The following is a 14,157-nucleotide window of genomic DNA, read 5'->3' as shown; positions in this document are numbered from 1 at the left end:
ATCTTCCCTACGGCTTGGGCGGAAATTATATGCACTTTCGTACTGACAGTCGATAAATCCGGGGTCAATACGTTGTCTTTCTCATACAAAATTTCAACGGTACGGTATATAGCAGGCGAGCAGAGTTACGCAAGCTCGCCCACTTGTATCCAGCCCGCACAATACCACTCGTGTAGCAGTGCTGTCACCGACGAATCGTGTGAGAGTGTTACAAAGCGTTTCGCACTCAAGCACCGGTGATCCGCGAGATCAAACAGCCATTTTTTTGCGCCATCAAATGACGTTTCTTCTCCATTTACGAAGAAAAAACGGCGGTTGTACAACAGATTGGTCTTGCGGTCGAGCCGCAGGCCGGACTTCGCTGCCTGACTGATAAAACGGGCTTCGTTGAGCGGCCTTTGCGGCGGATCAAACACGACACTCGGCTTCGGTTCGCTGAGATAGGTGCCAAGGAACGACGCAATATCCTGCTCTTTCCATTTGATGCCAGCAAGGATTGCGCCAACCTTCTCGACCAGCGCCGCCGGCAACTCCGCAGGACGGTCGACGGCGGGCTGCTGCGGATCGCGGTAAAGCGCGCCCGTCCTGCCCGCCGATTCGCCGCGCTCGGCCAGATGGTAGAGAAACTGCGCGGTCAACTCGCTCGCGGCAGGGGCGCGAAAGCCGATCGAGCAGGTCATGCATTCGCCTTCCGCGATGCCGTCATGCGCGATGTGCGGCGGCAGATACAGCATATCGCCCGGCTCGAGCAGCCATTCCTCTTCGGCCTGGAAATTCTGTAAAACTTTCAAAGGCAGGCCGGCTTGCAAGGTCAGATCTTTCTGCGAGCTGATGCGCCAGCGCCGCTTGCCTTTTACTTGCAAAAGAAACACATCGTAGGAATCGAAGTGGGGGCCTACGCCGCCGCCATCGGTTGCGTACGAGATCATCAGGTCGTCGAGGCGCGCGTCCGGCACGAAGCGGAAGCGGTCGAGCAACGCGCGCGCGCGATCGTCGTAAAGATCCACGCCTTGCACGAGCAGCGTCCACGCGCGCTGCTTCACCGAGGGCAGTTCGTCGGGCGCGAACGGGCCGTGCTCGAGCTGCCATTTGTTGCGGAAGTGGGTGATCAGGCGCGCTTCGACTTCGTCCTGATCGGCCAGTTCAAAGAATTCGTCACGTGAGAGCGGCGCCTCGACGTTCGGAATCGCCTGGCGAATCAGCAACGGCTTTTTTTGCCAGTACCGGCGCATGAATTGCGACGGACTCAAATTGCCGAGCAACGCAGTCGGCGTGTCGGGCGAGGGTGGAAGAACGGCAAGCGCCGGCTTTGAAGCCGGCGACGAATTCCGTGCCGAAGCTGCATCGGCCGGGTGGTCTGTGGGCCGCTTGGGCATCGTATAATGTGAGTTGTATTCTGGAGAATCGAATGAAAATCGCAAAGAACACCGTCGTGTCGGTCGCTTACAAGCTATCGGATGCGCAGGGCAATCTGATTGAAGAAAGCGACGAGCCGATGGTCTATCTGCACGGCGGCTATGATGGCACGTTCCCCAAGATCGAGGAAGAGCTCGACGGCCACGAGGCCGGCTTCGAGACTCAGATCCAGCTCGAACCGCAAGACGCGTTCGGCGAGTACGATGCCGATCTCGTGAAGATCGAGCCGCGCGATCGTTTCCCGGAACCGCTTGAAGTCGGCATGCAATTCGAAGGCACGCCGGAAGAAGGCGACGAGGATCTCGACTCGCTCGTCTACGTGGTGACCGAAGTCGCGGAAGACAAGGTCGTGCTCGACGGCAACCATCCGCTCGCGGGCATGGCGCTGCGTTTCGCGCTGACCGTGAAAGACGTACGCCCGGCTACCGAAGACGAAATCCAGCACGAGCATGCGCATGGTGCTGACGGCCTCGAAATCCTCGACGAAGACGACGAGGAAGACGAAGACAAGTCAGGGCCCACTCTGCACTGAACTTGCCGGCACGCCGCCGGGCACGCTCGAGCCTGATGAGGTGCCGGGCGCGTGCGGCGTGGAGGCCGGGGCGGGCGGCGCCGACATCGCCGGTCCATATCCGCCGCCGCCCTGATCGGCCGGCAGGCGCGGCACTTGATCCGGTTGCGGCTCGCCGGGAGTCTGCAGTAGCGGCGGCAATTCCGATGCCGGTCCGAGTGCGGGTACGGCCGGCATCGAAGCAGCCGGTTCCTCGCGCGGCCATGCCGGTTGCGTCGCGGGCATCGGCATATGCTTCGGCACATCGCGCACGCTCACACGGAACGGCGGTTTCCTGCCGGGCTCCGCTTCAATCTGAATCCATTGGTTAAGACGATCATGCGGCGCAAGCGCGACTCGCGTGAGATTCGTCACCAGCATCCCCTTGTCATTGCGTAGCGGCTGATCGATCACGAAGCCGCCGTTGGCGCGTTCGTCGTCCTCGTGTATTACCAGTATGGGTCCGTGGAAAATCTGCGCGAGCTTGACAAGGCTGCGTTTGAATTCCATGAAGCCGTCGCGGCGAGGGCTGTGCGCAAAGCGCAGCCACGCGAAACGGTCAGGCCGTTCGTAACGTTCCGGATCGAAGTCGCCCTGAAGGAATACGACGATCGCGCGCGCGTCGCGGCGTTTGGCGTATTCGCCGGCGTGTTCGAGCCAGAAGGCATTGGCGATGACCCGGTCTTCGAATTCACCGTTGCGGCCGCCCGCGGTCAGATAGTGATTGTTCGGGCTCGGCGCATTCAGGCCGACGAACACGATGTCGCCGGGCTTGTCACCTTTGTCGCCCGAGTTGTCGTTGGATAACCAGCGCACGTTCTCGCGAAACGGCCGAAAGCGCGAGACTTCGCTTTCGCGCGTCAACGCGATCGGATTCTGGCCCATCGACGTGGCGTCCGCGAACAAAGTCTGACGCAGCAGGTCGAGCCTTTCGACCGGGTCGAAGCCACCGGCTTCGGCCGTGCCGCAATCGACCCAGTCATGTTGGCCCGGAATGAAGAATAGAGGGATGCGCGAGGTTTCGAGCAGCGTGTGACGGCGCTCGTAGAGCGCATCGCGGCAGGCTTCTTTCGGTCCCTTCAGATTGCCGTTGTAGACGATGAACGACACGTCGCGCTCGCGGTTGATCGCCTCGATCAGCCGCTGCGTGGCGGGTTCGTCGGCGGGGCCGTGCATCGTGTTGGCGACGACCGCGAAGGTAAAGCGCGGCGCCGCGGCGTAGGCGGGCGTGGCGAATGCGATGAGTCCCGCGAGAGACAGAAGTCCCGCGAGAGCGCCGATCAACGCGAAAGCGAAAGTCAGCGCCGCGCGAATTCCGCGCGGACGCTGCGAGGGCCTGTGTGCGTCAATGATCCGCATCCGGCGCGGAGGCCAGTTCGTGCAGCTCGTACAGCAGATCGAGTGCTTCGCGTGGGCGCAGATCGTTGGGGTCGATGCCGCGCAAACGTTCGACGAGTGCCTGCATCGCGGGCGATGCCGACGCTTGTGCGGACCCGGCGTCGTGTTCAACATCGTCCGCGTCTTCGACCAGCATCGGCATGGGCGCGGCGAACAGATCGAGTTGCGGCGCGGGCTGCGCCGCCGACTGCTGTTCGAGATGGGCGAGATGCTTGCGCGCCGCGCGAATCACCGCGTTCGGCACGCCCGCGAGCTGCGCGACCTGCAGACCGTAGCTCTGATTGGCCGGACCTTCGCTGACCGCGTGCAGGAACACGATACCGTGTCCATGTTCGACCGCCGACAGATGGACGTTGGCAGCATGCGGAAACTCGGCCGGCAACTGCGTCAGTTCGAAGTAGTGCGTGGCGAACAGCGTATGGCAGCCATTGTGCGCAAGCAGATGCCGCGCGATGGCCCACGCCAGCGCGAGCCCGTCGAACGTCGACGTGCCGCGGCCGATTTCATCCATCAGCACGAGGCTTTGCGGCGTGGCGTCGTTCAGGATCGCAGCGGCTTCGGTCATCTCGACCATGAAGGTCGAGCGGCCGCCGGCCAGGTCGTCGGCCGCGCCGATGCGTGTGAAGATGCGGTCGATCGGGCCGAACGCAGCGCGCCGCGCCGGCACATAGCTGCCCACGTACGCGAGCAGGGCGATCAACGCGGTCTGGCGCATGAAGGTCGATTTACCGCCCATGTTCGGGCCGGTGATCAGCAGCAGTTTGCGCTCGGGCGTAAGCGTGCAGTCGTTGGCGATGAACTGCTCGACCTGCGCCTCGACGACCGGGTGCCGTCCCTGTTCGATCTCGATGCCGGTGTCCGGCGAAAACGTCGGCGCCACCCAGTCGAGCGCGCGGGCGCGCTCGGCGAATGCGGCGAGCAGATCGAGTTCGGCGAGCGCCGAGGCGACCCGCTGGCAATCCGGGATGAAGGGCAGCAGCGTTTGCAGCAGCGCGTCGTACAGCGAACGTTCGCGGGCGAGCGCGCGCTCCTGTGCCGACAGCGCCTTGTCCTCGAAAGTCTTCAGTTCCGGCGTGATGTAGCGCTCGGCGTTTTTCAGCGTTTGACGGCGGCGATAGTCGTCGGGCACCTTGTCGGTCTGGCCGCGCGTGACTTCGATATAGAAGCCATGCACCTTGTTGTATTCGACGCGCAGATTGCCGATCCCGGTACGTGTGCGCTCACGCGTTTCGAGGTCGATCAGGAACTGTCCGCAGTTTTCCGAAATATCGCGGAGTTCGTCGAGTTCCGCATCGTAGCCTCGCGCGATCACGCCACCGTCGCGCACCATCGCCGCGGGCTCCTGCGCGACCGCACGCGTGAGCAGTTCGACGCAGGCTTGCGGCGGTTCGAGCGACGCATCGATGCGCGCGAGCGAATCCGCGTTCGACGACACGGCCGCGAGTTGCGCACGCAGTTCGGGCAGTGCGATGAAAGTGTCGCGCAGACTGGACAGATCGCGCGGGCGCGCCGACAGCAGGGCGAGCCGCCCTGTGATCCGTTCGATATCCGAAATCTTCCGCAACGCGCCGCGCAGCGTGTCGACGTCCGCGCCCGGCGGCGCGTCGAGCAATGCGCCGATCGCCTGCTGACGCCCCTGCGCCACCGCGGACTCGCGCGGCGGATGATGCAGCCAGTGACGCAGCAGACGGCTGCCCATGGTCGTGCAGCAGGTGTCGAGCAGCGAACACAGCGTGGGCGATTCGGTGCCGCGCAGCGTTTCGGTGAGTTCGAGGTTGCGGCGCGTGGCAGGGTCGAGGCCGATATATTCCGATTCGTACTCGACCTTCAGACTGCGCACGTGACGCAGTTGCTGTCCCTGTGTGGACGCCGCATACAGCAGCAGCGCGCCGGCCGCGCCGCACGCGCAGGTCAGCGAATGCGCGCCGAAGCCGTCGAGGCCCGCCACTTCCAGCTGATCGCACAGGCGTTGCGTGCCCGAGGCGATATCGAAATGCCAGACCGGCACGCGTGTCAGCGCACTCGCGTTCACGGGCGGCGTCCAGCTTGCGGAATCGGAGGGCGTGTCGGCGACCAGAATTTCGGCGGGACGAATCCGCTCCAGTGCGGCCGCCACCTGGTCGGGCGCGACTTCCGCGAGGCGCAGCGCGCCGCTCGCCAGATTCAGCCACGCGAGGCCGACGCTGGTCGCGACGCCGCGCCGGTTGTGCGCGACGCACATGGCGAGCAGATAGACGTCGTTCTTGTCGGACAGGAGCGCTGCGTCCGTCAGCGTGCCCGGCGTGACCACGCGCACCACCTTGCGCTCGACCGGGCCCTTCGACGTGGCCGGGTCGCCGATCTGCTCGCAAATCGCGACGGATTCGCCGAGCTTCACCAGCTTGGCGAGGTACTGTTCGACCGCGTGATGCGGCACGCCCGCCATCTTGATCGGATTGCCGCCCGACGCGCCCCGTTGCGTGAGCGTCAGATCGAGCAGACGCGAGGCTTTTTCCGCGTCTTCGAAAAAGAGTTCGTAGAAGTCGCCCATCCGGTAGAACACCAGCGTGCCCGGATGCTCTGCCTTGATGCGCAAATACTGCTGCATCATCGGCGTGTGTTGTGCGACGTCGTTGGCCGCTGCGGTTTGAATGCCCATCCTCGGTGTCTTCTTGCGTTAGCTGTTCAGGGCGTGAGTTTAACCCGCCGGCGCAGCGAGCGGACCCTGGCCGGATGGCCAATCCGCGCAGCGGTTCGTCCCGCGCGGTGCAGCGGCTTGCGCGCGCTCGAATGCGCACGGCGTGCCGCTGCGATGGCGTCATTCCCCGGCCATCGCCCGCATGTCCACCGTGCGCTCGTTCACCGCACTGCGCCGTTTGGCGAGCCACATCATGAACGTGATGAAGCTGCCGAACACGACGATGATCCATTGCGCCGGCATCTTCGCGGTGAGCAGCAGCGCATAGGCGCCGAGCATCAGCAGCACGGCGAGGTTCTGGTTGAAATTCTGTACGGCGATCGAATGGCCCGCGGACAGCAGCGTCGCGCCGCGATGCTGAAGAATCGCGTTCATCGGCACGATGAAAAAGCCCGAGAGCGCGCCGAGCAGGATCATCAGCGGATACGCGAGCAGGATATAGAACGGCGCGACGTACGAGCCGATCCGGATGCCAGCGCCCGGCGGGAACAGGTCCTTGTTGTAGAAGGCCATCGCGATCGCCACCGCGCCGGTCAGAATGCCGACCGGCAGCACCCGCAGCGACTTGCGCAAGGGAATCAGCGCGGCCGCCGCGGCTGCGCCGGCCGCGATGCCGAGCCCTGTCACCCCTTGCATCACCGCCGCCTTCGATAGCGATAGCCCGAGGTTCACATTGGCCCATTTGAGCACCAGCAATTGCAGCGTCACCGCGCCGCCCCACATCAAGGTGGTGACCCACAGCGCGATCTGCGCGAGTTTGTCGGCCCACAGCACGTTGAAGCAGTGATAGAAATCGCCGACCAGCTTCGTGGGTTCTGACAGACGATTCGGATAACGGGCGCCGGTATCGGGAATGAACATGTTGATCGCGGCGGCGATCGCGTAGGTGATCATCACCGCGAACATCGCCAGATCGGCGGCGGAGCGGATTAGCGGCAGCTGCGCATGGGCGACGAATCTGTCGGCGAAGCTGCTGATCAGCGCGCCGCCCACCATGGTGCCGACGATGGTCGAGAGGACTGTCGCCGATTCGAGCCACGCGTTCGCCTTGACGAGCTTTTCCGCGGGCAGCAGTTCGGTGAGGATGCCGTACTTGGCGGGCGAATACGCGGCCGCGCCGAAGCCGACCACGCCGTAGGCGATCATCGGGTGAACGCCTGCGATCATCATCAGACAGCCGCTCGCCTTCAGCGCATTCGAGATGAACATCACGTGGCGCTTTTGCAGCGAGTCGGCGAATGCGCCGACGAACGGCGCGAGCAGCACGTACGAGACGGTGAAGAAGATCTGCAGAAGCGGGGTGATCCAGGCGGCCGAGCGGATCACGGAGAGCAGCGCGATGGCGGCGATCAACAGGGCATTGTCCGCGAGCGACGAAATGAACTGCGCCGCGATGATCGTGTAGAAGCCTTTGGACATGAATGGCGGTATGCGTTATCTGACGCGGTGGAGCGGGAGCTTGCCTCACTTGGGGGAATCCTTTCCCCCCGCAATTCCCCGCACGATTAGGCGAGGGGACAGCATACCCGGCTTGTGTCAAAGGCGTGACGGATCGTTCATCCGATGCTGTCATTTCCACGCCGGGACAGATCAGCACCAATCCCGTTTTCGAGAATATGACGGATTACCTGTTCAGTCGATGAATTGACGGATTATTCATTCTATTTTGCAGTGCAATTGCACTGTATTTCCAAAACGCGTTCCTCCACCATGAAAGATGGTTGAATTGACTTTGCCCGCTTTATTTAAAATTGTTATTTCATTAATTGGAAAAAGTCATAATGAAAAATTGGTAAACAGTGACGATATCCGGGTTGAATCTGCGCCGCTGGTGGCGCGCGTGCAGACGACGTGCGCAAAGTGTGCGCAGGCCTTGCAGCAGGAGGGGCGTGAGGTCGAATGCCCAGCTCGACAACGCGGTGGACATGGTGCTGTCCGCGCTGGTCTACGTCTTGGTCACGGCAATGCCGATCACGTGCAGGCCCGTGTCCGATACGCGATAAATGTCAGGGATTGTCAGGTTTATTCGCGTTGCATGATCTGCGAGCAATTTTTGGATTCGTGTCATTGCTTTCTCACGAATACAGTCCGCGCGCCCCCGACAAAGCCTGTAAGGCGGTGACGAAGACCACGCCCACGCCTGGGCCGGTCTTTCCGGCTGTAGATTCGTGCAGCGAGGCTGTCTCATTTATATTGCATCGGCTAGTGCATGCTCGTTGTAGACGATCCCAAGGCACAGGGTTCCATCTCGTCTTCGGCAACAGAGCAAGCCTCAAACGGCGGAAAGGTCGACTGAGATGGTATGATTTCTATTTAATGACGCCGCTCGGGCCGCGAAATTAAAGTTCGATCTGTACTTTAGAGATTATTCCGTCATGCAACGAAACTCATCCGCACTTGCGAGCGCAGCACGCAAACTGGACGCGGATAATTTTTCCGTTTTTTCATTGATCAGCGTTGCCAGAAGTTGTTAATTATCGAGACAGATTAACAATGAAGTACATCTCTGCTGTTGAATGTTCGAATCAAGTTGTCGCCCTCTACAGAAAGGGGGACTTCAATGCGGCTCTTGATGCTGCAATATCATCCAGCAGATGCGGAAATATTAAATATCGCGCGGGCGCGCGCATTTCAAATGGGCCGATTGGACAGTGCAGGCGTCTGCTGGTCCCAAGCCGTTGAAAAAAATCCAGATAGCGCGAATGCGCAGACCAACATGGGCTTGGTGCATAGAAGCCGAAAATGTCTTTCGGAGGCGGAAGCATGCTTTCGACGTGCGCTGGCGATCAACTCAGACCATATGGCCGCTTTGTTTAATCTTGGTGACACGCTTCGTATCCAGAGGCGCCTTGGTGAAGCAGAAGCGACATAACGTCAGGCTATCGGTGTTAATCATGATAATGCTGAGGCGTTTGCGAAATTGGGTTTTCTGTTAAAAGATTTCGGACGTTCGCAGAAACCGAGGCGGCCTACCGGCATGCTCTCGGTATTTCTCCGGATAATGCCACTTATAAACTACAGCTCGGCGTGCTGCTCTTGTATGCAGGGCGATGGTCGGAGGGAGGGGCACTTTTCGAGGCCCGCCTGGATAAGGGATTTAAAGGGGTTTTGTGCATCCTCCTTTGATCGGATTCCCTCGGTGGCAAGGCGAATCATTGATGGGAAAGACCTTGCTCATCTTGCCCGAGCAGGGATTCGGAGATCAAATTCAACTGGTCAGATATGCTGGCGTATTGAAGCATCGCGGAGCGAAACGCATTACTCTCGTCTGCAAGCCTGAAATTCGAGCGATATTTGAATCTGTCGAAGGCATAGACTCGGTAATCTCCACTATCGTATTTAATACTTCCAGATGTCAGGCACACGATTTTTGGAGGTACATACATAGCGTTCCATTCCTGCCCGGAACAACTGCAGCAACTATCCCTGCGAGTTTGCCTTACCTGAGCGTGCCAAAGAAAAGGATTGAGAATTGGTCGCGCCGCCTCCCCAAGTCCGGACTGAAAATCGCCGGACGAAGCAGCGCGCCGGCACGGCATCCCGCTTGTAGCACGAACGCGCATGCGATGCAGAGCCGCCAACAAAAAAGCGGCCGAAGCCGCTTTTTTGTTCAACACGCCGGCGCAGGGCCGAATTGATGCCGGTTCGAGCTTGAATCAAAGCCGAAGCAATATCGACTCAGGCCAGCACCCTGACGACAGCCGTCCTTAAGCCGACTGCTCGCGCGTGCGGCTGTAACGCGACAGGACCGGGATCATCTGCGCATAGATCTTCGGGTTGCCCGCGACGATTTCGCCGACGTGCAGGAAGTCCGAGTCGCCCGTGTAGTTGCCGACCAGACCGCCGGCTTCCGTGATCAGCAGGCTGCCCGCGGCCACGTCCCACGCACTGAGGCCTTGTTCGAAGAAGCCGTCCATGCGGCCCGCGGCGACGTTCGCCAGATCGAGCGCGGCGGCGCCCGGACGGCGCAAGCCCGCGCAGGCTTCGGTCATTTCAGCGAACTGGCGGCCGTAGGCTTCGATGCCGTCCTTTTCACGGAACGGGAAGCCGGTGCCGATCAGGCCGTCGGCGAGACGGTCGCGCTTGGCCACGCGGATGCGGCGGTCGTTCAGGAACGCGCCACGGCCGCGCGACGCGGTGTACAGGTCGTTGCGGGTCGGGTCGTAGACCACCGCCTGCGTCACGATGCCCTTGTGCGCGAGCGCGATCGACACGCAGTAGTACGGAAAACCGTGGATGAAGTTGGTGGTGCCGTCGAGCGGATCGATGATCCACTGGTACTCGGATTCGTTATCCGACTTGCCGGATTCTTCGGCGAGGATCGCATGATCGGGGTAGGCGGTCTTCAGCGTGTCGATGATCGCCGCTTCAGACGCTTTGTCGACCTCCGTGACGAAATCGTTGTGCTGCTTCTTGCTGACCTGGATCAGATCGAGGTCGAGCGACGCGCGGTTGATGATCTGGGCTGCGCGGCGCGCGGCCTTCACAGCGATATTGAGCATGGGATGCATGAGACTGATCCTTGTGCCGGGGCAGCACGGCTGCTGGCCGGTAAATGAGCGCTAAACCTGCGCTGACTGGGCGCCCGAAGAGCGCGGAAACAGCACGGAACGCCCGCCCGGTACAGGACCGGTGCGCATTCCGCCGACGGAGACGAATTGAATAAGAACGAGGCGCCCGGTTGAGCGAAGGGCCGAAACCGGGCGCGAATCCTGGTATTTTACCTGAGTCCGGGCGACGCGGCAGCGTTCGCGTTGGGGGCGGGAATTCGGCGGCGAGCGGGGCGCTTTGGGGCGCTGTGGAGCAGCCGCATGGCCGGTTCGCGGCGGCGGAGCGGGGAACGTCTGGCGGAGGGCTTCGCTTCTGCAAGGCGGTCGCCTCCCCGGCTGCCCGGCTGTCACGCGGCGGTGAAATTGCGCTCCGCCGGCAGCGGCGTGGCGAGCGCGAAGTGGCGTCGCGGGCGGCGTCACCGCTTCTGTGTGACGACCGCCTGACTCGTTGCCTGGCCGCCGCGGGCGATGAAATTGCCTTCGGCCGGCAGCGGCATGGCAACGGCGAAGTAGCGCCGCGGCCGCCACATCGTTCGCCTGGCGGTGCGGAATTCGCCGCCCCGCCTCGCGGCAATTCGGAGCCTGCCCGAGGTTGGCGCTACCATACGCGTCTTTAGCTTGCAGAGTGCCATCGTGGACCACACCCACCATTCCTCCGATCCCGCCGTGGCCGAGCTGCGCGGCGGCTTCACCTCGACACGCTTCGTGCTCGTCGAACCCAGCCATCCCGGCAACGTCGGCGCGGCGGCGCGCGCGCTGAAGACGATGGGCTTCTCGCGGCTCGTGCTGGTGTCGCCGCGCGTGCCGCATGTGCAGAGCGATCCGGAAGCGATCGCGATGGCGAGCGGCGCCGACGACGTGCTCGCTTCCGCGCACGTCGTGCCGACCCTTGCCGACGCGTTGGTCGGCGTGCACTGGTCGATCGCGCTGACCGCGCGGCTGCGCGAATATGGTCCGCCGCAGTGGACGCCGCGTGCCGCGGCCGCGGTCGCGCATGACCAGGCGGTGCATGGCGAGATCGCGCTGGTGTTCGGCAACGAGCGCACGGGTCTGTCGAACGAGGACGTCGAGCGCTGCAGCGCGCTCGCGCATATTCCGGCCAATCCGGCCTACAGCTCGCTGAATCTCGCGCAGGCCGTGCAGGTGCTGGCGTACGAATTGCGCACTGAGTATCTGTCCGAGGATGACGCGACGGCCCGCGCGCTGGTCACCGCTCAGGCGAGCGCGACGCAGGTCGAACCGGCCGGCCCGCGCGCGGCGAGCGACGAAATCGAAAGCATGTTCACGCATCTCGAGAGCGCGCTGGTCGCCCTCGACTTCCTCGATCCGGCCAATCCGAAAAAACTGATGTCGCGCTTGCGGCGGCTCTTCGCGCGCTCCGGGCTGGAGCGCGAGGAAGTGAACATCGTGCGCGGCATCGCAAAGCACATTCTGCTGAAGGCGAAGCGAACCGACGGCGACGCACCCTGAGCCGCATTCGGCCGACGACCTTGCCGGCAGCGTGGACTTCCGGCAGGTTTCTCGCAATCGACCTACAATCCCCGCAACGTTCTAACTAAATCTGCAGCCGTGCTAAGCGGCCGCATCGCCGTCATGCGTGACGCAGCAGTGTCGCAGCGCGCAGACGGTCCTTCTCCCACAACACACTGTCCCTGCTATGTTCACGAGACTTCGCGAAGACATCGCCACGATCCGCGAGCGCGACCCCGCCGCCCGCAGCGCATGGGAAGTGCTCACGTGTTATCCGGGGCTGCACGCGCTCGTGCTGCACCGGCTCGCGCATGCGTGCTGGCAGGCGAAGCGCCGCTGGCTCGCGCGTTTCATCTCGCAGATGGCGCGCTTCATGACCGGCATCGAAGTCCACCCGGGCGCGACGCTCGGGCGGCGCGTGTTCATCGATCACGGTATGGGGGTGGTGATCGGCGAAACCGCGCAGATCGGCGACGACTGCACGATCTATCAGGGCGTGACGCTCGGCGGCACGTCGCTCACGCGCGGTGCGAAGCGGCATCCGACGCTCGAACGCGGGGTGATCGTCGGCGCGGGCGCGAAGGTGCTCGGCGGCTTCACGATCGGCGCGGACGCGAAGATCGGCTCGAACGCCGTGGTGACGAAACCGGTGCCCGCGCGCGGCACGGCGGTGGGCAATCCAGCGCGGATCATCGTGCCCGCGGCGGCGAGCACCGCCAACGTAGACGGCAACGACGCCGCACGCGATGCGAAACGCGCGAGCGAACGCAGCGCATTCTGCGCATACGGCATCACGCCGAATGCGGACGATCCGGTGTCGCTGGCGATTCACGGGCTGATCGATCATGCCGCCACGCAATCGAAGCGTATCGACGAGATCGTCGACGCGCTGGAGCGCTTGGGCACGAGCCTCGAAGGTCTGCAAGGCTTGCAGGGCGCGGACGCGGCGTTGCTCGATTTGCGGCGCCTGTCGGCCGCGATTGCAGGGAAAGAGGAAGGTGCGGTGGCGCAGCGGTAATCGCCGGCGGGCCGGTCGTTGTGAAGGGTGGCGCCGGCTCGGGAGGTTTCTGGCGGGGTGGTTTCAGACGGCGGGCCTTGCCGCAGGAAGCAAAGCCGGCAAGCCCATTTCAAACGAGTCGGCCGCGAGCCGAGCCATTTCGGATCAGCGTGTCGTCAAGCGAGTCAGCGTAAAGCAAGTCGACTTCAAGCGGGTCGGCAGGGCAGTAAGCCAAAGATCAAACCGGCCAGAAGTCAGGCCACTCACGTCGACCAGTCTCACTCAGCCAGCCTCATCCCAACGGCAACGCCCGAATCCCATCCGCATCGATCCGCAGATACCCGCCGCGGTGGGCGCCATGGTCGAGATCCCAATCCGGCAGAACCCAGCGTGTGCCGCCCGGCTCGCGATGCCGCGCGGGCAGATGCGTGTGCCCATGGATGATCGTCGCCGTTTTCGACGCTTTGAACAGCGCGGCAACGGCCTTCGCCGTCACGTCATACTTCAACGAGACCGGCCGCATGCGGCCATGCTCGCTCTTCGCGCGCATGTTTTCGGCGAGCCTCTGGCGCCAGCGAAACGGTGACGCGAGAAACAGCATCTGCGCGAAACGGTTGCGCGCGAAACGCCGGAACATCTGATAGCCACGATCCGCGGTGCACAAACCGTCGCCATGCGCGAGCGCGACACGGATGCCGAACGCGGTGATCACGAACGGATCGGGCAGCCAGATCGCGCCGGCCACTTTCATGAAGCGCTTGCCGAGCAGAAAATCGCGATTGCCGTGCATGATGTAGAGCGCGATGCCGCGCTCCGACAGCGTGTGCAGCAGCGCCGCAATACGCGCGACGAACGGCTCGACCAGCATGTCGTCGCCGACCCAGTACTCGAACAGATCGCCGAGTATGAACACCGAGTCCGCCTGCTCGGCGGTCACGCGAATGAAATGCTCGAACGCGGCGACCGTATGCGGGATCGCCTCGCTCAAATGAATGTCGGAGAGGAGAAAAAACGGGCGTGCGGCGCGCGGGCGTTGGCCCTCGCCAGGCACGCCCGCGGCGACGCTTCGCAGCGGCGTCTCTTGCAGCATTGAAGGTGC

The 14,157-nt window shown here is 62.7% G+C and carries 12 protein-coding genes; 5 read left to right on the top strand and 7 right to left on the bottom strand.

What is annotated here, in order from left to right; all coding sequences use genetic code 11:
• Nucleotides 1–125: 125 nt before the first annotated feature.
• The gene (locus ACZ9H4_RS21020; protein WP_476120653.1) at nucleotides 126–1,376 is read right to left on the bottom strand and encodes a JmjC domain-containing protein; all 1,251 of its coding nucleotides are present in this window, start codon (nucleotides 1,374–1,376) and stop codon (nucleotides 126–128) included.
• Between the two features lie 32 nt (nucleotides 1,377–1,408).
• Between ACZ9H4_RS21020 and ACZ9H4_RS21015 the strand changes: the two genes are divergently transcribed.
• A complete protein-coding gene (locus ACZ9H4_RS21015; RefSeq protein WP_121317423.1) occupies nucleotides 1,409–1,948 on the top strand; it encodes an FKBP-type peptidyl-prolyl cis-trans isomerase in 540 nt (179 codons plus the stop codon).
• Here the strand turns inward: ACZ9H4_RS21015 and ACZ9H4_RS21010 are convergent.
• The 4 genes from ACZ9H4_RS21010 to ACZ9H4_RS20995 all read right to left on the bottom strand — a co-directional run bounded on the left by ACZ9H4_RS21010 (nucleotide 1,928) and on the right by ACZ9H4_RS20995 (nucleotide 7,968).
• Nucleotides 1,928–3,325 (bottom strand): metallophosphoesterase family protein, encoded by a 1,398-nt coding sequence (locus ACZ9H4_RS21010; RefSeq protein ID WP_408324157.1) that lies wholly within the window; start codon nucleotides 3,323–3,325, stop codon nucleotides 1,928–1,930. The genes ACZ9H4_RS21015 and ACZ9H4_RS21010 overlap by 21 nt on opposite strands.
• Nucleotides 3,312–6,002, bottom strand: coding sequence for a DNA mismatch repair protein MutS (mutS, locus tag ACZ9H4_RS21005; protein WP_476120650.1), 2,691 nt, complete (start codon nucleotides 6,000–6,002; stop codon nucleotides 3,312–3,314). Before mutS ends, ACZ9H4_RS21010 begins: the two co-directional genes overlap by 14 nt.
• Nucleotides 6,003–6,161: 159 nt before the next feature.
• Nucleotides 6,162–7,460 (bottom strand): lysophospholipid transporter LplT, encoded by a 1,299-nt coding sequence (lplT, locus tag ACZ9H4_RS21000; protein WP_476120648.1) that lies wholly within the window; start codon nucleotides 7,458–7,460, stop codon nucleotides 6,162–6,164.
• A gap of 343 nt (nucleotides 7,461–7,803) precedes the next feature.
• A complete protein-coding gene (locus ACZ9H4_RS20995; RefSeq protein ID WP_408144112.1) occupies nucleotides 7,804–7,968 on the bottom strand; it encodes a hypothetical protein in 165 nt (54 codons plus the stop codon).
• 633 nt (nucleotides 7,969–8,601) lie between these two features.
• Between ACZ9H4_RS20995 and ACZ9H4_RS20990 the strand changes: the two genes are divergently transcribed.
• Nucleotides 8,602–8,913 (top strand): tetratricopeptide repeat protein, encoded by a 312-nt coding sequence (locus tag ACZ9H4_RS20990; RefSeq protein WP_476120646.1) that lies wholly within the window; start codon nucleotides 8,602–8,604, stop codon nucleotides 8,911–8,913.
• 286 nt (nucleotides 8,914–9,199) lie between these two features.
• Nucleotides 9,200–9,679, top strand: coding sequence for a glycosyltransferase family protein (locus ACZ9H4_RS20985; RefSeq protein ID WP_476120644.1), 480 nt, complete (start codon nucleotides 9,200–9,202; stop codon nucleotides 9,677–9,679).
• A gap of 69 nt (nucleotides 9,680–9,748) precedes the next feature.
• Here ACZ9H4_RS20985 and ACZ9H4_RS20980 read toward each other — a convergent pair whose 3' ends face one another.
• Complete coding sequence (locus ACZ9H4_RS20980) at nucleotides 9,749–10,552, bottom strand: inositol monophosphatase family protein (protein WP_121317432.1); 804 nt, start codon at nucleotides 10,550–10,552, stop codon at nucleotides 9,749–9,751.
• A gap of 672 nt (nucleotides 10,553–11,224) precedes the next feature.
• Between ACZ9H4_RS20980 and ACZ9H4_RS20975 the strand changes: the two genes are divergently transcribed.
• Together ACZ9H4_RS20975 and cysE are read left to right on the top strand one after the other, a co-directional pair.
• Nucleotides 11,225–12,061, top strand: coding sequence for an RNA methyltransferase (locus ACZ9H4_RS20975; RefSeq protein WP_408144116.1), 837 nt, complete (start codon nucleotides 11,225–11,227; stop codon nucleotides 12,059–12,061).
• 187 nt (nucleotides 12,062–12,248) lie between these two features.
• Nucleotides 12,249–13,079 (top strand): serine O-acetyltransferase, encoded by an 831-nt coding sequence (gene cysE, locus ACZ9H4_RS20970; protein WP_408157050.1) that lies wholly within the window; start codon nucleotides 12,249–12,251, stop codon nucleotides 13,077–13,079.
• Nucleotides 13,080–13,350: 271 nt separating this feature from the next.
• Here cysE and ACZ9H4_RS20965 read toward each other — a convergent pair whose 3' ends face one another.
• The gene (locus ACZ9H4_RS20965) at nucleotides 13,351–14,148 is read right to left on the bottom strand and encodes a UDP-2,3-diacylglucosamine diphosphatase (RefSeq protein ID WP_408144120.1); all 798 of its coding nucleotides are present in this window, start codon (nucleotides 14,146–14,148) and stop codon (nucleotides 13,351–13,353) included.
• Between the last annotated feature and the right edge of the window lie 9 nt (nucleotides 14,149–14,157).

The sequence above is a fragment of the Paraburkholderia sp. TE9906 genome, from assembly GCF_056279605.1.
This window is presented reverse-complemented; position numbering and strand designations above follow the sequence as displayed.